This window comes from Ligilactobacillus pobuzihii E100301 = KCTC 13174 (assembly GCF_000349725.1).
GTDB classification, from domain to species: Bacteria; Bacillota; Bacilli; order Lactobacillales; family Lactobacillaceae; genus Ligilactobacillus; species Ligilactobacillus pobuzihii.
Map to the genome: position 1 here is coordinate 111,756 of NZ_KB714697.1, position 19,255 is coordinate 131,010.

General features: G+C 35.8%; 15 protein-coding genes and 1 tRNA gene. 15 read left to right on the forward strand and 1 reads right to left on the reverse strand.

Annotated elements, in window-relative coordinates; all coding sequences use genetic code 11:
• Positions 1 to 228: 228 nt before the first annotated feature.
• Together lepA and LACPOB_RS0106810 are read left to right on the forward strand one after the other, a co-directional pair.
• Complete coding sequence (lepA, locus tag LACPOB_RS0106805) at positions 229 to 2,058, forward strand: translation elongation factor 4 (RefSeq protein ID WP_017868081.1); 1,830 nt, start codon at positions 229 to 231, stop codon at positions 2,056 to 2,058.
• 257 nt (positions 2,059 to 2,315) lie between these two features.
• Entirely contained in the window at positions 2,316 to 2,765 is a 450-nt protein-coding gene (locus LACPOB_RS0106810) for a hypothetical protein (RefSeq protein ID WP_017868082.1), read from the forward strand.
• 1,236 nt (positions 2,766 to 4,001) lie between these two features.
• Here LACPOB_RS0106810 and LACPOB_RS0106815 read toward each other — a convergent pair.
• Positions 4,002 to 4,089, reverse strand: a tRNA-Ser gene (locus LACPOB_RS0106815).
• A gap of 460 nt (positions 4,090 to 4,549) precedes the next feature.
• Here LACPOB_RS0106815 and LACPOB_RS12280 point away from each other — a divergent pair.
• From LACPOB_RS12280 to LACPOB_RS0106890, 13 genes are all read left to right on the forward strand, one after another.
• On the forward strand, positions 4,550 to 5,491 hold the full coding sequence (locus tag LACPOB_RS12280) for a hypothetical protein (protein ID WP_017868084.1): 942 nt from the start codon (positions 4,550 to 4,552) through the stop codon (positions 5,489 to 5,491).
• Positions 5,492 to 5,950: 459 nt separating this feature from the next.
• Positions 5,951 to 7,129 (forward strand): DNA/RNA non-specific endonuclease, encoded by a 1,179-nt coding sequence (locus LACPOB_RS12285; RefSeq protein ID WP_017868086.1) that lies wholly within the window; start codon positions 5,951 to 5,953, stop codon positions 7,127 to 7,129.
• A gap of 151 nt (positions 7,130 to 7,280) precedes the next feature.
• Positions 7,281 to 8,579 (forward strand): Y-family DNA polymerase, encoded by a 1,299-nt coding sequence (locus LACPOB_RS0106840; RefSeq protein ID WP_017868087.1) that lies wholly within the window; start codon positions 7,281 to 7,283, stop codon positions 8,577 to 8,579.
• Between the two features lie 491 nt (positions 8,580 to 9,070).
• On the forward strand, positions 9,071 to 9,718 hold the full coding sequence (locus tag LACPOB_RS0106845) for a hypothetical protein (protein WP_017868088.1): 648 nt from the start codon (positions 9,071 to 9,073) through the stop codon (positions 9,716 to 9,718).
• A 29-nt stretch (positions 9,719 to 9,747) separates the two neighbouring features.
• Positions 9,748 to 10,521, forward strand: a complete 774-nt coding sequence (locus tag LACPOB_RS0106850; protein ID WP_017868089.1) for a TrmH family RNA methyltransferase — start codon at positions 9,748 to 9,750, stop codon at positions 10,519 to 10,521.
• A 121-nt stretch (positions 10,522 to 10,642) separates the two neighbouring features.
• Positions 10,643 to 11,155, forward strand: coding sequence for an HD domain-containing protein (locus LACPOB_RS0106855; protein ID WP_017868090.1), 513 nt, complete (start codon positions 10,643 to 10,645; stop codon positions 11,153 to 11,155).
• 102 nt (positions 11,156 to 11,257) lie between these two features.
• Positions 11,258 to 11,608, forward strand: coding sequence for a winged helix-turn-helix transcriptional regulator (locus tag LACPOB_RS0106860; protein ID WP_017868091.1), 351 nt, complete (start codon positions 11,258 to 11,260; stop codon positions 11,606 to 11,608).
• A 391-nt stretch (positions 11,609 to 11,999) separates the two neighbouring features.
• Complete coding sequence (pheS, locus tag LACPOB_RS0106865) at positions 12,000 to 13,046, forward strand: phenylalanine--tRNA ligase subunit alpha (protein WP_017868092.1); 1,047 nt, start codon at positions 12,000 to 12,002, stop codon at positions 13,044 to 13,046.
• 11 nt (positions 13,047 to 13,057) lie between these two features.
• Positions 13,058 to 15,472 carry a phenylalanine--tRNA ligase subunit beta gene (pheT, locus tag LACPOB_RS0106870; protein ID WP_017868093.1) on the forward strand — a complete coding sequence of 805 codons (2,415 nt, stop codon included), beginning with the start codon at positions 13,058 to 13,060 and terminating at the stop codon, positions 15,470 to 15,472.
• 228 nt (positions 15,473 to 15,700) lie between these two features.
• Complete coding sequence (mltG, locus tag LACPOB_RS0106875; protein WP_026142779.1) at positions 15,701 to 16,801, forward strand: endolytic transglycosylase MltG; 1,101 nt, start codon at positions 15,701 to 15,703, stop codon at positions 16,799 to 16,801.
• Between the two features lie 18 nt (positions 16,802 to 16,819).
• Positions 16,820 to 17,467, forward strand: a complete 648-nt coding sequence (udk, locus tag LACPOB_RS0106880) for a uridine kinase (protein ID WP_017868095.1) — start codon at positions 16,820 to 16,822, stop codon at positions 17,465 to 17,467.
• Positions 17,468 to 17,717: 250 nt separating this feature from the next.
• Positions 17,718 to 18,191 (forward strand): transcription elongation factor GreA, encoded by a 474-nt coding sequence (gene greA, locus LACPOB_RS0106885; RefSeq protein WP_017868096.1) that lies wholly within the window; start codon positions 17,718 to 17,720, stop codon positions 18,189 to 18,191.
• A 95-nt stretch (positions 18,192 to 18,286) separates the two neighbouring features.
• A complete protein-coding gene (locus tag LACPOB_RS0106890) occupies positions 18,287 to 19,045 on the forward strand; it encodes an NADPH-dependent oxidoreductase (RefSeq protein WP_017868097.1) in 759 nt (252 codons plus the stop codon).
• Positions 19,046 to 19,255 lie beyond the last annotated feature (210 nt).

A 19,255-nucleotide genomic window follows, 5' to 3' on the forward strand; every position in this document is an offset into this window, starting at 1 on the left:
AAACAGCGATTACTTTCGTCAAAATAGAACTTTAGTTAATTTTAGTAGGAATTTCATATTAAATAAATATAAACAGCTTATTTAAGTATTGAAATATGATTTAATTATGCCGGAAAAGTATGGTGAATAAAAAGTTATTACGCTGATTGATAAATTGACTGTTAACTCTTTGGCAGGCTATAATGTACTGTTAGGAACATAACAGAAAAGAAAGCAGGAATTTGCTGAATGAATATAGAAGAAATGAAGGAGCGTCAGAAACATATTCGCAATTTTTCGATCGTTGCGCATATTGATCATGGAAAGTCCACGATTGCGGATCGAATTCTTGAGTTGACGGATACTGTTTCTCATCGTGAAATGAAAGCACAACTTTTGGATTCGATGGATCTTGAACGAGAACGTGGGATCACGATCAAGTTGAATGCGGTTGAGTTAAAGTATCACGCAAATGATGGTGAAGATTATATTTTTCATTTGATTGATACACCAGGTCATGTTGACTTCTCTTATGAAGTTTCTCGCTCGTTAGCGGCTTGTGAAGGAGCAGTTTTGGTCGTTGATGCAGCTCAAGGGATCGAAGCACAGACTTTAGCAAATGTTTATTTGGCTATCGACGATGACCTAGAAATTATTCCAGTTATTAATAAAGTGGATCTTCCATCAGCTGAGCCCGAACTGGTGCGTAAAGATATTGAGGACCTGATCGGTTTAGATGCTTCTGATGCGGTATTAACTTCAGGTAAAACTGGTTTAGGGATACCGGAAATGTTAGAACAAATCGTGAATAAAGTTCCGGCTCCGTCGGGTGACATTCAAGCGCCACTTAAAGCCTTAGTATTTGACTCTGTTTATGATGACTATCGTGGAGTTGTTTTAAGTATTAGGATCACCCAAGGGTGTGTTAAGCCTGGCGATAAGATCAAAATGATGAATAGTGGTATGGAATACGACGTTGCTGAAGTTGGGGTCAACTCGCCTAAACCGTTAAAACGTGATTTTTTAATGGCAGGCGATGTGGGTTATTTGACTGCTAGTATCAAAAATATTAAGAACACACGTGTTGGTGATACAGTCACTAATGCTGATGATCCGGCTGCCAGACCATTACCTGGCTACCGTGAGATGCATCCGATGGTATACTCAGGACTCTATCCAACGGATAATGGCAAGTATAACGATTTGCGTGAAGCACTGGAAAAGCTGCAGTTGAATGATGCTGCTTTGGAATTTGAGCCAGAAACTTCTCAAGCTTTAGGTTTTGGCTTTCGGTGTGGCTTTTTAGGTTTACTTCATATGGACGTTATTCAAGAACGTTTAGAACGTGAATTCGATATGGATCTGATCACGACAGCTCCAGCTGTTACTTATAACGTTGAATTGACTGATGGTTCGTACGTTAAGGTATCTAATCCTTCAGATATGCCAGAGGTCTCTAATATTGCTGAAATCAACGAACCGTTTGTTAGAGCTGAAATTATGGTGCCAAGCGAGTATGTAGGCGCTGTAATGGAATTGTGTCAGCGTAAACGTGGACAATTCGTTACAATGGATTATCTGGATGACACGCGTGTTAATGTGATCTACAAGATGCCATTGGCAGAAATTATTTTTGATTTCTTTGATAAATTAAAATCAAACACTCGTGGCTACGCTTCGTTAGATTATGAATTTGATAAAGAGCAACCGAGCGACCTAGTTAAGATCGATATTTTATTGAACGGTGAAAAAGTTGATGCTTTGAGTTTTATTTCGCATAAACAGTTTGCTGATGAGAGAGCTCGTGTGATCACTAAAAAGCTTAAAGAAATTATCCCACGACAAAACTTTGAAATTCCGATCCAGGCTGCAACCGGTTCGAAGATTATTGCTCGGACTAACATTAAGGCTTATCGTAAGGACGTTACTTCACGGATCCATACAGGTGATCCAGATCGTCGTGCTAAGTTACTTGAAAAGCAAAAACGTGGTAAAAAACGGATGAAAGATGTAGGGACTGTTCAAATACCTCAAGAGGCGTTTATGGCTGTGTTACAGTCAGAAGATGAAAGTAAATAAAGGTTTTTCTTTGCCTTCTAAATTAAGGTTAAGAATTATCAAAACCATTTCATCAGTCTTTGAGACATATTAGAATAGCAGTGGGTGGTAAGGACCACCTGATTTTTACAACTGTTTAGGGGAAAGTAATTTTTTTACAATTGCTTTCTCTTTTTTTTATTTGAATAATGTATACACTTACAAAAAGTAATTTTTATTTGAATTCCTGAAATAGGATTGGTATGATGTCTTTCAGCATATTTGAGAGAGGTTTTTTTATGGCAGTATATCAATTAAGTGCAAATAATTTTTTAGGTATAGATAAATCTAACAGTTTTTTGTATGTTCTAAAAGTTAAACTACCGGTCTTTATAAAAGTTAATGATGGATTAAAAGAAAAAATAGAGGGTACCTTCCAGAATTTGAATGATATTGAGTTATTGGATATTAAATTTCATGAAGGCAAATTTACACGTTTTAAGTTGTGGCTAAATTTTTCTGACAATAACGACAGTCAATCTGATTTTTCAGTTAATTTAATGTTTCATCCTGAGTTGATGGAAATCCGGAAATATAGGTTACATGTTGGACAACAGTTTTACATTGAAACAACACCGCAAGACGATAATATTTCTTTAGATGACTTAGAAAGAGATTTCGAACAGTTTCAGGAAATTAATTTGTTTGTTGGAGCACAATACCAGTACACGGGAGTAAGGAATCAGTAACATCTAGGATATTGTTTTGAGCATTATGGTATAGGTATAGATTGAAAGGATACGTATGCATTTATATTTGGCGTATGGATCCTTTTGATCTTTTTTATTTAAAATGGAAAAAAGAGCTGGGGCAAAAGCAGTAGTACGTGGAAAAATAGTTTGTAAAGATAATAAGAGGGTATGCCATAGTGGCTATTTTTTAAGGGGTATGCGAAAATTACCAAAGTATATCAGTTGCCTTATGAAAGCCACAATGCCTAGACGACTAAACTTAATTAATACCCAAAGTCACTAATAATTAAATTACTAATGACAGTTAAGCTTCTTTTAAGGATGATTTTATATAGTACAGGTCAAGGAGGCGAGTAAGATGATAGAAGCTATCAGTACTCTACTTGCAGCACTTTATATATATCATTATGCTAATGAATAATTGGCACATTTAAGGTAGCTTTAAGGTTGAGATATTAAACTACGGTCATATAAGGAAGAATTCAGGTAAAACTTTAAGAACTGTAAAAATGTTTTAGGCTATTGCTACCTTATAAAAAGAACGGCATAGGAAAATGGATATATAGGCATCTAGTGAAAAGCTAGGTGCTATTTTGCTTGGAAAATAAAAAGCCTTTAGAATAAGTGTTTCAATACATTTTAAATGGTTCTGTTTTGATTTAATAAGCAGAGGAAATCTTTTTAAAAACAAAATAAAGTTAAACGTTATGTGTAGATTAGCAAGCGAATAGTTTAAAACAATAACCTCCGAGAAATCGGAGGATTTTTATTTTGCACAATTATTCATCTAAATAAATTTATGTTATATTACCTTTTGTCGGAATTCCCTATAGCCGACATATTCTTAGAAACACACGACTGAATGAAATGAGCTCACTTTTTCGGAGGTGAGTTTATTTTTATGCTATAATCTAGTTGTAACTATCAGAATTTCATTCCATTCTGGAGTTGATTACTCCACACAAAAAGAGAGTGAGACAAAAGATGTTTTGAAGCTTGTAATGATGATTGCGTTATTTTGGGTCGTAGCAAAGCGAAAGGCTAAAATAACGCAATCGTTGTTACAGTAAGGCTTCAATCTTTTGAGATCGCGCAGTTAGTTATGCCTCAGCTCTTTTATTTTTCAGTAATTACATAATAATTTGCCCGACATTTTTAATGGGAACTCAAAAATAAAAAGCCTTTAGAATAGGCATTCCAAGGCTTTTTAAATGGTTCTATTTTGGTACAATAAGGAGAGTACAGGATTTGAACCTGCGCGCCGGTATTAGCCGGTTCGCCGGATTTCGAGTCCGGTGCATTACCACTCTGCCAACTCTCCACAACAAAAGTTATTATAGCAAATATTAGTAGTTATGACAATATAAATTTTGTTTTATCCTCATAGGAGACAAGATATTAAAAATGCCCATTCTCCAGCAAGAATGGGTTAAATTATCTATGTGCACTACCGAAGCAGCAATGAAGATTAATCTTCAGGCGCGTGACCTTATGTCCAACCTAATGATAAGTTAAATTATGATTGTAGTCAACTAACTATGTAAGAAAAAATTAACTTTTTTAAAAATAAGTTATTTTTATCGATACTTTCGTAGAATATTCCCAGTCTAATCAGGAATAGATATATCGTAACGAATAGACATATTAGAAATCCTAAATAAATTTACCTTTAATATAAATGGCTGCTTTAGAAATTAGTTGAAATATGCTAAGATGTACCTCATATATTTGATAAGATTAGTGTAATTAATAAAAAGCATGTTTTTATAGGAAGTGAAATTTTGGTTAAATATAAACCAGCCTCCATTAAATTTTACACTTGCCTGAGTTGTATCGGGATACTAATTGGATTAACGGTAGTTGCACCGAAAGTCGATGCATCTCAGAGCAATGCAAGCAATGTTACTAGTGAAAAAGTAGCCAGAGCGCAAACAAAACAAGAAAATGAAGCAAGTGACCATGATTCATCTTCTCTTGAAACTATATCTTCAAAGTTCGAAGAAACAAAGTCCAGTAGTGATGATCAAGACAGTGATATGCCATCGTCGAGTTCTGATTCAAGTACCAGCTCTGACTCTAGTTCAGAATCATCATCTTCGAGTGCTTCATCCGAGGAGTCTTCGTCAAGTTCATCGTCCTCTGAGTCAAGTAGTTCAAGTAGTTCACAATCTAGTTCCTCGTCACCAGCTTCATCTGAGGATAATTCTTCGACAGAAAGTGATAATATAACACCTCCTGCCAATTCGAGTTCAGGCGATGGTAGTCCGAGTTCCAGTGCTGACTCCATTGTAGATGCATCGACACGTTCTGATGATAATGACGAGCAAAAGTCGCAAGCAAGCTCAAGTAAAGTATCATCAAATAGTGATCAAGCTTCGTCAGTTTCTCAAAAAGATGAAGTTCGAAAAATAACTGATACTTATAGTAAAGCTCAAGTTTTAGCTGCAAGGAATGTTCGTTCTAGTAACGATTCAAGTTCTGGAGATAATATAAAAGGTAACGATCAAGCTAATACTAATGTTGTTGATTTTACAAATGCAACAACTGCTTATGCACCGCCGTCTTCAACGGTATTAAAAGATGATTCTCACTTTACTTTGAACTCTTTTTTATATTTTGCAGCGGTATTTGTGATCATCTTGATATATACACTCTATGGTGAAATACAAGATAGTCGAAAATACAAAATAGAAGACTATTCAAAAAAGAATAGAAAGAAATAGGTATGAAGAAGATAAAGTATCCTTCAACCAAAAAATACCACCTAATTATGTTTTTTGAAATTGGGCGGTATTTTTTATGAATTATTAGAAAAATTACATAATCTTTACTTGATCGATATTCAATAAATAAATTCCAGTTGTACATTATAAGTGTGAAGTGCAAGGAGTATATAAGACGCATTGTCTTTTGGAGGAGTAACTATGGAAAACAAGATCGTTATCCCTGCTTTAAAACATGCAGTTATTGGTGGGTTAGTTGTACTGGTCGTATTCATTTTAACAGGAGTGATTGAATTTTAGTCTTCTAATAATTCATATTTTTACAAAAATTAGTTAGTAGACAGTATAAATCTGATATTGTCTACTATTTAAAATTCCTGTGTTTTTCCCTTTATCAAATCAAACATGGTATATTAGTGATGACTATTTATTGTGCTGGTTAAAAGAGGGGGAGAATTAATGGAAAGTTTTTTTGTAGTTACATGGTTAGTAGTTTTTGCTTACCTTATTTTTTGCTTAGAAAACAAAAAAAGTCATAGGATTCAGAAAAAGTCGTTCGTATTCTTTGCCATGATAATGACTATTTTGCTGGTTGGAGCATGTTCAGCTAATGACTCTAAACAAACAAGTAGTAATAAAAAAACTGAACAGGTAACGTCTAGTAAAGACGAGTCGTCAAAAGAAAGTACTACTAAGGGAGCTGATTTCAAGAAAGATAGAGCTCAGGGATCAGAAAAACAGGAGTCTGTTCAGAAAACAAAATCAGATGAAAAGAAGGCTGCAAATCGAACTGACCAACAACAACGAGCCACAAATAAAGAATTAGCTGATTTAAAATATCAAGGGACACAAACAATTAGCGTCAATAATGGTGTTCCAACGTTTAGTAAAGCAGGTATGTCTACTAAAAATGGTTCTTGGGAAAGATACGGAGAACTTGATAGTTTAAACCGCGCTACATCTGCGGAAGCGATGCTAAGTCAAGCCACTATGCCAAAACAAGGTGAAAAGCGTGGTAGTATTTCGGATGTTACACCAACAGGCTGGAAAAACAAAACAATATCAGGAGGATATCTTTATAATCGTTCACATTTAATTGGTTGGGCTTTATCTGCAGAAAATAACAATTGGAAAAATTTGATCACTGGTACACGTCAATTAAATAGTCCCGAAATGTTACGCTTTGAAATGGATATAAAAACATATTTGGAACAAAGTAGTAGTAATTATGTTAGATATTCGGTAACTCCTATTTTCCGTGGAAATGAACTTTTAGCGCGTGGGGTACATCTGATGTCTAAGTCAGTCGGAGACAATAGTATTTCATTTAATGTATTCATTTTTAATGTACAAGATGGAGTGAAGCTAAACTATGCGGATGGGTCAAGTAATATTTCTGGTGCTACATATGCTGATGGTTCGTCTGATGGCCAAGGCCAAGAGAATAGACGAAATGATCAACAACAAGTAGAACCGCAGCAACAAAGTAATGATCAGAATGTAAAAGTATATGTTACTCCAACGGGTGATAAGTATCATAACCATCCACATGGACGTGGAAATTTTAAGGCAACTACTTTAAAAGAAGCAAAAGCCCAAGGATTACAGCCATGTAAAATATGTGATCCACCAGTATAAAATTTAATATCTAAATGATAGAAGCTTGTAACACAGGTTGTTATAGGCTTTTTATATTGTAGTGTAAAAGTTGTTGAATGATTTTTTTATTTACAATTCGAACTAATGTTCGTATAATTATGTTGGATAAAACGTTTGGGGGAGGATTGCGATGGACTATTCAAAGGAGCCACATGGAGTTTTTTTCTTGATAGATAATAAATCTTTTTATGCTAGTGTAGAATGTTCTCAAAGAGGGCTGGATCCTTTGGAAACACCGCTAGTTGTATTGTCAGAACAAGAAAATACTAATGGGGGGTTAATTTTGGCCACATCTCCGATGGCGAAAAAGCTTTATGGAATCAGTAATGTGAGTCGTCAACGTGATTTACCAAAAAACGATGAGTTATTGATTGTACCGCCGCGGATGAATTTGTATATTGAAAAAAACTTAGAAATTAACGAGATCTTTTGGCATTATACCAAAGAGATCGACTGTGTCCCATATTCTATTGATGAAACGATCCTTGACCTAACTTATTCGTGGCGATTATTTGGTAATAGTCCTAAAAAAGTAGCTCAGCAGATCCAAAGGACTGTGCGTGAACGTTTGGGTTTATACACAACAGTTGGGATCGGTTCAAATCCATTACAGGCTAAATTAGCACTAGATCTTTTTGCCAAACATGCATCTGATTTAGTGGGTGAATTAGATTATGGTAACTTTACCGATAAAATTTGGCCCATAACTGAATTGACGAATGTTTGGAGTATTGGACAGCGAACAGAAAAGCATTTACATCAGATGGGTATCTATTCAATGAAAGATCTTGCACATACAACACCTTATCTTTTAAAAGAGGAAATGGGGATCATTGGAACACAATTATTAGCTTTAGCTTGGGGCATTGACCGGACTAATTTGGAAAAACCAGTGCGGGTTAAAAATGATAGTTTAGGAAATTCACAGGTTCTACCACGAGATTATCATAAACAAGAAGAGATCGAAGTTGTGATCCAAGAGATCGGGGAGCAAGTGGCAGCAAGATTGCGAAAAAGGAATAAACAAACTATGTGTGTAAGTTTAAGCATTGGTTTTTCTTATGCTTCAACACAAAAGACTGGTAAGAGCCGCTTTTCACAACAAATGAAAATTGAACCGACGAGTGATGGATATAAACTAAATCATTACTTAATTCAGTTATTTAGACAAAACTGGCAGCAAGAAACTGTTAGAAATATTGCAGTTAGTTTTGGAAAATTAATTACTACGCAAGACTTGCAGTTAAATTTATTTACTTCGGTCAAAAAACAGGAAAAGCATGTAATACTAGAAAAGACGCTGGATAATATCAGGGCTGGTTTTGGCACAAAGGCCTTATTTTTTGGTCATAGTTTGAAACAAGGAGGGACGATGTTAGACCGAGCTGGCTTGATCGGCGGGCATAATGGTGGTAATTCCTATAGTTAGTAAAAAGAAATCTTTTAGTTAATAAATTGTAAAGATTTTGTAATAGATTTTTTGAAATAAAAGGTATATACTACCCTCATAGTCATTTAAAGGAACACAAACTTTTATAGCAATTTATAACTAACTATCACATATTTCGGTTGTTCTAGTGGCTATGCACATATTATATATATCTGTTCTTCCTGTCGCCGTTGTGACAGGATTTTTTTGCAATAATTACTTTCAATTTTAAAGATTCATTTTTGAAAAGGGTTGTCGATGAATTTTCACTATGCTATAATTACCTCGTTGACATTAAAAGCAATTGCTTTTATTGACAACTATTTAATTTGTCCCCCTAAACAAATTAATACAACCCCTAAGGCCTTGCTCCAATTTTGGAGTAGGGTTTTTTTGTGAGCTAATTTAAAGTAAACTAAAAACAGGGATCATGTACGTGGTACCTTGTGCGTTGTATAATTAACAAAGAAGAGATCGAGAGGTGGGTTGTTGTGGATATTAAATATCAAGCTGTGGGTAATACAGTGTATGAAATTTATATGAGTGAAAATATACAAAAGTATATAGTTCAAGCGATAAAAGATAAGTTACAAGACTTGTCGCTAAGGATAGAAGTGATTTCTTATCGACAGTTAAAGCAAGAAGGAAGACTAAGTTTATTACACGATATTGAGCCATTGTTAAATATGCGTGGGCGTGAATTTGAAATGAATTGTTTGTACTTATTGTTATATTCAGAAGGTTCTGCAACAGAAAAAATTCGTTTACTGGACTGTGCGCCTTTTTCAGAACAGGGCTTGACTTTTATTTTTCATAACCCTGGTTTAGAGTTTAATAGTGAAAAAGATTTATTTAAGACTGCAACCAGTACTGCCCAAGCGGCTGCAAGGATCAGCGCCCACTTTTTTAGTGGTGATTTAGGTTTAAGTCAGATTCAAGTTAATGTTTATCAGGCGTTTTATACAGCAGAAGATAATACTGTGACGGCAATTTTATTAGCTGATGAGCAAATGGCAATGGATACGAAATTAACAAGAAAAATTGCTAGTTCCTATCACCTCCAAATAGTTAGCGGAACGCAAAAAGATTTAAACGGCAAACAACAGGCAGTTTTACGTCTGACAAAAAAATTAGCATAATATAATGTTATTAGGAATGGGAAGTTAAAATGAAATACATTCAATCGACTGGGAATCAGTCCGTAAAAAATTGGAAAAAATTACAAACAAAAAAAGGAAGAAGCCGCCAAAATAAATATTTGCTGGAAGGTTGGCATTTAGTAAACGAAGCTATTAAAGCAAACAAAAATATCTTGGAAATCATGGCAACGACTACTGTTTTTGAACAAACTAGTACACAAAACTTGTGGCCCGAAGAAATCGAACGTTTTGAAATTTCAGACGAGGTTGCACACCAATTGAGTGCAACTCCTAGTCCGCAAGGGGTATTTGCGACAGTTTCACTGGATGACGAGCTCAAAATTTCTCCTACAAGCGCAACGGGTGCTTGGTTATTTTTAGATACGATCCAAGACCCAGGTAATGTAGGAACGATGGTTAGGACGGCTGATGCGGCTGGCTTTTCTGGCGTTGTTTTAAGCCAGGGTTCAGTTGATATGTATCAGCCTAAGCTTGTCCGCTCAATGCAAGGCAGTCAATTTCACATTCAACTGGTAGAAGGGGATCTGCGTGAGTGGACGGCAGCTTTCAAAAAGAATCATTTTCCAGTATTTGGCAGTGAACTAAATGAACAAGCAAGAAGGTATGATCAGGTTGGCCGACATGAAGATTTTGCTTTGGTAATGGGAAATGAAGGTAATGGTTTAAGCCAAGAGATGTTATCAGAGACTTCAATGAATCTATATATTCCACTTACAGGACAAGCAGAGTCCTTAAATGTTGCAATAGCGGCAGGAATTTTAATGTTTAAGCTAAGGGCCTGATTGTTAAGAATATATTAACATCTTTGGGTTTAATAGCTATTATTTGCAAGTTTGTTATGGGCAGTTTACTATTAGGGATATGAAAGCTAATAAATCAATCAAGTGAGGTAATTTGACGAATATGACAACAAATGTCAAATGGAAACAAGATCCTGAATATATGAGTTATGTTGGTGACTTATTACAAGAACCAGCAGTACAAAAATTGGCAGAATATGAACAACACCATGCAACAACACGTTTAGATCACTGTATTCATGTGTCTTATACCAGTTATTGTATCGCTAAAAAAATGCGTTTAAATGCTAAGGCTACAGCTCGTGCAGGTTTGTTACACGATTTGTTTTATTATGATTGGCGTACGACTAAATTTGACCGTGGTACACATGCTTGGATCCATCCACGTATTGCTTTAAGAAATGCAGAAAAAATTACTGATCTTAGCCCATTGGAAAAAGATATTATTATTAAACACATGTGGGGTGCGACTGTATGCCCACCTAAATATCCAGAAGGTTTTATTGTGACAGCTGTTGACAAATATTCCGCAACGGCTGAGTATAGTGGGCATTTAGCTGGAGAAGTCAAAGTGGATTTGAAAGAGCATTTAAGCTTTGCAAAAGTAAGTAAATGAGAGTAAAATTATAATTGACTTGAAGTCCAGAAAGCTCGAATGTCATAGCACGGGCTTTTTGTTTACTATAAATGGACTTATTTCGTCCGGAGGTGAGTTGTTATGGCAGTAGAAGTTAAGAAAAATAGCGATTATGAACTATGTCCTCGTTTCGAAAAAACTTTTGGTATCCTTGGTAAAAAATGGAATGGGCTAATTATCGATGTTTTACTATCTGAGGGCCCACAACGTTTCAAAGACATTGCTAATAAAGTAGATAAATGTAGTGATCGTGTTTTAGTTGAACGCCTAAAAGAGTTAGAAAATGAGCGTTTGATCACTAAAACGCCTTTAGTCGACAGTTGTCGTGACGTCTATCAGTTAACTGAGCAAGGTGAAGATTTGGCTGGTATTATTGGTCAAGTTCATGATTGGGCAGAAAAATGGTACACTTTAGCCGATTGTAAAGACTGACTTGACTATCATTTTTAATCAAGGTAAACTGATGTTAATATTTGAAACGAAGACGGAAAAGAGTAAACTGGTAGACCATCACAGGAAGAAACGTATGACTGAGAACGTTTTGTTGGAAAATAGTTGAAGTTCACTTCCCGAGTTAACGCTGGGAGCCTGATTGCTAGTGAAAAGCGTTACGGTCTGTACTGATCGTTATCAAGATCTAAGTGTTATTGTTAGGTTAACTAGCGATAAAACAAGGGTGGTACCGCGAAGCCTCGTCCCTTTTTAGGGATGGGGCTTTTTTCTTTTTTCAGACAAATATCAAGGAAAAAGCTGTAAAATTATTTTTATAGTGATTATTTAATTTAGTTCGATAATCCAATAACTTTTTAAGGAAGGAAAAACAATGAATCTAAAAGATAAACTTGAGCAGCTCAAGGAAAACAGTTTGTCAGAAATTAAATCTGCATCTGACACTAAAAAAATTAATGATATTAGAGTCCATGTTTTAGGTAAAAAAGGGCCGATCACTGAGGTTTTACGAGGAATGCGTGATTTACCAGCTGATGAAAGGCCTAAAGTTGGTAGTTTCGCCAATAAAGTCCGTGATGAAATCAGTGAGGCTATTACACAACGCCGCGATGAATTAGAAATTGCTAAAACAGCAGATAAACTTGAGCAAGAAAAAATTGATGTAACTTTGCCAGGAGTACCAGTTAAACAGGGACAACCGCATGTACTCGAACAAGTTATCGATCAAATTGAAAAATTATTCTTGGGTATGGGCTATCAGGTAGTCGACGGTCCAGAAGTTGAAGAAGATCATTATAATTTTGAAATGCTAAACCTCCCGAAAGATCACCCTGCAAGAGATATGCAAGATACATTTTATATTACAAATTCGATTTTAATGCGGACGCAGACTTCACCTGTACAGGCGAGAACGATGGAAAAGCATGATTTTTCTCAGGGCCCATTAAAAATGATCTCTCCTGGAAAAGTTTACCGTCGGGATACCGACGATGCGACTCATTCACATCAATTTCATCAGGTAGAAGGCTTAGTGATCGATAAACATATAACAATGGCTGACCTAAAAGGGACGCTGCAACAATTAGCTAAAAATTTATTTGGCGAAGAACGCGAGATCAGAATGCGCCCAAGTTATTTCCCATTTACCGAGCCATCGGCCGAAGTCGATGTATCATGTTTTAAATGTGGTGGTAAGGGTTGTGCTGTATGCAAATATACTGGTTGGATCGAAACGCTTGGTGCCGGTATGGTACACCCTAATGTTTTGAAAATGGCTGGGATCGATCCTGAAATTTATGGTGGTTTTGCTTTTGGCCTTGGCCCAGATAGATTTGCTATGTTGAAGTATGGGGTCAATGACATTCGTGAGTTTTACTTAAATGATGTTCGTTTCCTAGAACAATTTTCTCAGAAAGGTTAGGTCGTCTCTAAATGAAAGTTTCAAAAAAATGGCTGGATGAATATGTTCCTGTTGCAAGTATTGATGCAGATTCGCTAGCGAATAAAATAGAATTAAGTGCGGTAGAAATTGATGACGTTTCACGGTTGGAAGAAGGACAAAAGAAAATCGTGGTCGGACATATCAATAGTTTGGTACCACACCCCAATTCAGATCATTTGAAAATCTGCCAAGTTGATGTTGGAGAAAAAGAACTTTATCAGATCGTTTGTGGTGCTCCCAATGTCGCTAGCGGACAAAATGTGATCGTGGCTTTGCCTAATTCTTGGATCGCAGGTCACAATAAAATCAAGAAATCAAAGATGCGTGGCGAAGTTTCTTTAGGGATGATCTGCTCATTACAAGAAATTGGTTTCTCAGAAAGCGTGGTTCCTAAAGAATATACCGATGGAATCTATGTTTTACCAACAGATGCTATTCCTGGCCAATCAATTTTCCCATATCTTGGTATGGATGAAGATGTGATCGACATTGATATAACACCAAATCGGGCTGATCTTTTAAGTGTAAGAGGAGTGGCCAATGAAGTAGCTGCTTTATATGATAAAAAGGTTAATTTGCCACGTCCGGAAGTAAAAGAAGACGATAGTAGTAATATTTCTGATTACTTAAAGGCAGAAGCACCAATTGACCTTGCTCCGACCTATTTAATGCGTATCATTAAAAATGTTAAGGTCAAACAAAGTCCTTTATGGTTACAAAAGCGTCTATGGAATGCCGGTGTACGTCCAATTAATAACATCGTTGATGTTACTAACTATATTTTGATGGATTACGGACAACCACTACATTCATTTGATTATGACAAATTAGGAACTAAAGATGTTGTCGTTCGTCTAGCCAATGAAGGCGAAAAGATGACAACTTTAGATGGCGAAAAACGTGAATTAAGCGCAGAAGATATTGTGATCACTAATGGTAGTGAACCGGTTGCTTTGGCCGGTACAATGGGTGGTGCAAATACACAGATCGATGATGATTCACAAACAGTCGCTTTAGAATCTGCTGTATTTGATGGTCATCGGATCCGTAAAACAGCCCGTAAAGAGAAATTACATTCAGAAGCTTCAGTTCGTTTTGAACGTGGGATCAACGTGGCTACTGTTAAAGAAGCGTTAGATAGTGCAGCGCAAATGATCGCTCAATTAGGTGATGGACAAGTGGTTGCTGGTGTTGCCGGAGATCAACGTGCAAATCAAAGTGATAAAGAAGTTAAGGTCTCACTTGCGCGTATCAACCATGTTTTGGGAACTGATCTTAGTTCAAAAGAAGTTAAAGAAATTTTTGCAAGACTTGATTTTGGAGTTAGTGAAAATGAAGGAATGTACACTATTAAAGTTCCAGTTAGACGGTGGGATATTGAAATTGACGCAGATCTGATTGAAGAGGTTGCTCGTTTGTATGGATATGATAAGCTACCCGCAACTCTACCAGCCGGACAAGCAACGCCGGGTAGGTATACTAAGACACAAAAAGCAATCAGAGATACGCGTTATTTATTAGAGAGTGCTGGACTGGATCAAGCCATTTCTTATGGTTTAACAACACCTAAAAAGGCACAACGTTTTGCACTAGAACCGGCATTGCAGACAAACCTTGATTTTCCAATGAGTTCAGATCATACAACGTTACGTATGAATTTATTAAGTGGTTTGTTAGATGACCTAGCATATAACAGTGCTCGTAAAGTTGAAAATATTGCTTTATATGAGCAGGGACGTGTCTTTTTTAGAGATGATAGTACTGAAAAACCACGTGAAGTGGAACATGTGGCTGGCGCTTTGACTGGCCTTTTCCACGAAGCAACTTGGCATGGAGATAAAAAGAAAGTTGATTTTTATTTGACAAAGGGGATCGTAACCTTCTTATTGTCATCTCTAGGTATCAAAAACGGGGCCCGTTTTGAAGCCACTGCGCAACATGAAGAGATGCACCCTGGACGGACGGCTGATATTTATCTGAACGAACAATTGTTAGGCTTTATTGGTGAGGTCCATCCATCCTTAGCTAAAGAATATAAATTAAAACGGACTTATGTTTTTGAACTCGATCTTGAAAAAATCATTGCTGCTCCAAAAGACGAGTTAGTATATCAAGAAATTTCTAGGTACCCAATTATTACGCGTGACGTGGCATTAGCCGTGCCTAATGAAATTACCAACCAGCAAATTTTAAGTTCACTTTGGACAAATAGTGGACAACATTTAGTGGATATCCATTTATTTGATCATTATCAAGGTGAACATATTACTAAGGGCTTCAAATCATTAGCGTATACGCTTGTTTATCAAGATAAAAATGCAACGTTAAAAGATGAGGTAGTTAGTGATGAATTTAATAAAGCTATTACAAAATTACAAGAAGAATTAGAAGTTACCGTACGTTAAGTGAAATCGTAAGTTCTTTGATTTTGATGTTTAAAGAAAAAGCCACAGTTTTTGCCGTTCACCGAATTAAAGAGTAAATCTTTGATCGATGTTCATTAGAAATTACTGTGGCTTTTTTACATAGACTGAAATAGAAAACAAAAAATCAAAATAGTGCTAAATCAAGGACTATATACATTTTGCATCTGGTTTGGTATACTGATTTGGAGAGTTTTTCTAGGAGGGTAAATGTTGGATTCAGAAGGTAAAAAAAATAAAGTGGCTTCGCGTGTAATTTGGACTGTGGTCTCTATTATTGTTGTTTTATTAGTGGTTGTTGCGATTTCAGGTTACAGTTACTTCAAATCAGGATTGAAACCATTAGCACCAAATTCAAATAAACGAGTAGAAGTTAAGGTACCAGTTGGAAGTACAAGTAAACAGATCGGCTCAATTTTAGAGGAAAAAAAGGTCGTCAAAAGTGGCTTTGTTTTTGATTATTACGTTAAATCAAAAAAAATAGCTAATTTTAAGGCGGGGTACTACGAATTAAAACCATCGATGACCTTAAATGAAATCGCACATGATTTGCAAAAAGGTGGCGCGAGTGAGCCACTGAATTCTGGACGTGTTTTGATCAGGGAAGGTGTTACAGCTGAAACGATCGGTAAGGCTGTTCAACAAAGCACTCGTTTTTCAAAGAAAGACTTTTTGGAGTTATTAAATGACAAAGAGTTTTTAGCTGAGTTGAAAAAGAAGTATCCTGACTTACTTTCTTCTGCAACTAATGCTAAAAATGTACGTTATCATCTAGAAGGTTATCTTTACCCAGCAACTTATACAGTTACTAAGAAGACAACTTTAAAACAATTGGTTGAAGAAATGGTTTTCAAAACAGATCAAGTAATGAAACCTTACTATTCAAAAATTAAAAAACAAAAGCAAAGTGTTCAAAAAATCATGACTTTGGCCTCTTTAGTTGAGCGTGAAGGTGATAGTGATAAAGATCGCGCGAAAATTGCTGGTGTATTTGAGAATCGTATCGATCAAGATATGAAACTTCAAACAGATATTTCTGTACTTTACGCTTTGAATAAGCATAAAGAGACAGTGACATATAAGGATCTGAAGGTGGATTCTCCTTACAATTTATACAAGCACAAAGGGATCGGACCTGGTCCATTCAATAGTCCAAGTCTAGCTTCAATCAAGGCTGTTTTATCACCACAAGAAAAAGATAAGGACTATTTGTATTTCTTTGCTGATACCAAGACAGGTAAGGTTTATTACTCACAAACTTACCAAGAACATCAACAGATTATTTCTAAAGTAGAAGATAAAGATAAATAGAACAGGGGATTATATTTGATGGCAGAACTAAGTGAGAAAAAAAGACCGATCATTATTGGCGTTACAGGCGGTTCGGGTAGTGGAAAAACCTCTGTTTCACATGCTATTTTTAATCAACTACATGGACATTCGATTTTAATGTTAGAACAGGACTCTTATTACCGTGATCAAAGTGATATGAGTATCGAGCAAAGAAAAGCAGTGAATTATGATCATCCTGATGCTTTTGATACTGACTTATTGGTGTCCCAATTATCTGATCTATCAGCTTGGAAATCGGTCGAGAAGCCTATTTATGATTATTCGATTTTTACTCGAAGTAACAAAATTGTGCAAGTTGAGCCTAGGGAAGTAATTATTTTAGAAGGGATCTTCGTTTTAAGTGATCCTAGATTGCGTGATTTGTTAGACATTAAGGTATTTGTTGATACTGATGATGATATTCGGATCATTCGTCGTATTCAGCGTGATATGAAAGAACGTGGCCGTACATTACAGTCAGTTATCGACCAGTATTTAAAGACAGTTAAACCAATGTATCACCAGTTTATTGAGCCAACAAAGCGTTATGCTGATGTAATCGTACCAGAAGGTGGAGAAAACAAGGTCGCTATCGATTTATTGGTCACTAAAATCAGGGATATAATTCGTGAAGCACAAAAATAAATAAAAAATTAACTTGAGTGCACAGATGGCATGAATTTGCAATTTGTGCCTTTGTTCTAAGGTGACGATCAATTGATCTTCTGTTGATAAAATAGGATAAACTTGCAAATTAGTTAAATTTGAATTAGCATATCTCTTGTTATATCAGGTTACGTATTGATGATTTTGGTCGAGTGATATAATGTTTACTATATTTTTTAGTTTAAAACAATTAGATATAAAATTATGATGAAGTGAAGGGATTTTTTGAATGGCTGAAGAAAAAACATTTCCAATGACATTGGAAGGTAAAGAAAAACTTGAAACAGAATTAGAGGATCTAAAAACGAATAAACGTTCTGAAGTGATCGACCGGATCAAAGTTGCGCGTTCTTTTGGTGACTTATCTGAAAACTCTGAATATGAATCTGCTAAAGATGAGCAATCATTTGTGGAAGGCAGAATCAAAGAAATCGATCATATGCTAAACTATGCTGAAATTATTGATAGTGATGCAATCGATAAGAATGAAGTTGCTGTGGGTAAGAGTGTTACTTTCCAAGAAGATGATGATGATCCTGAAACTTACCAAATAGTGGGTGCTGCTGAAGCAGATCCTTTTTCTGGTAAGATTTCCAATGAATCACCAATTGCTAAGGGTTTAATTGGTCATAAATTAGGGGATCAGGTTGAGATAGAGACACCTGCCGGTAAAATGTCAGTTAAGATCGTTGAAGTTAAATAGATTAATATGCTTTAATATAGTAACTAACAAATCATTTTATATAATTAAGATGATTTGTTTTTTTACGATAATTTTTTTGAGGAAGTGTGGTTAAAGTGACTAGTGAGAATAATCAGGTCAAAGATCTGCTATTAAATAGACGGACTATTAGAGCTTTTAAAAATCGAGCATTATCGCAAGAACAGCTTGATTTATTAATGGAATCTGCTCGTCAAACAGCCACCTCATCGTTTCTACAACAATCTTCGGTAATTCATGTAACTGATTTTGATAAAAGAAAGACTATCAGGAAAATTTGTCAGCAAGATTACGTTGGTGCAAATGGAGATCTATTCATTTTTATCGTTGATTTATATAGAAACCAGCAAATCAGGAAACAAAGTGGAAATGATGATGGACGTTTGCATAATACAGATGTTTTTTTTCAAGCGTATGATGATACGGTACTTGCAATACAAAATGTTGCTAATATGGCAGAAAGTCTTGGTTTGGGAACTGTATTTTTAGGCAGTATCGTAAATGATTCTGCTAAAATGGTTAAAATTTTGAATTTACCAGTATTAACTTTCCCTGTACTAGGACTTCAGGTTGGCATTCCAGACCAACAACCACAATTAAAACCGAGGTTACCCCTGGACTTTAGAACATTTGAAAACGAATATAATTATGATCATACCTTATCAGATCTGGCTGATTACGATAAAAACGTACAGACCTATTATGATCTGCGAAATAGTAATCAGAGGATAGATTCTTTTACTGCTCAAATCAATTCTGCTAAGTTAAATCATAAAAAAACAAAGCGTGATGAGATATTGAATACATTACATCGTCAGGAGCTTTGTTTGCATTAAAAATGAGATGGGACATAACTAGCTGTGCAATTATAAAAGGGCCATCGATCTATCCCAATTTAATGGGATTTGATCGATGGTCCTTAAACGTGTTCTAAAAGATTGAAGCCTTAATGTAACGATGATTGCGTCATTCTGTTTTTCCGCTTGCTACGACCCAAAATAATGCAATCGTTGTTACAAAGCGGCTTCAAAACATTTTTTATATCA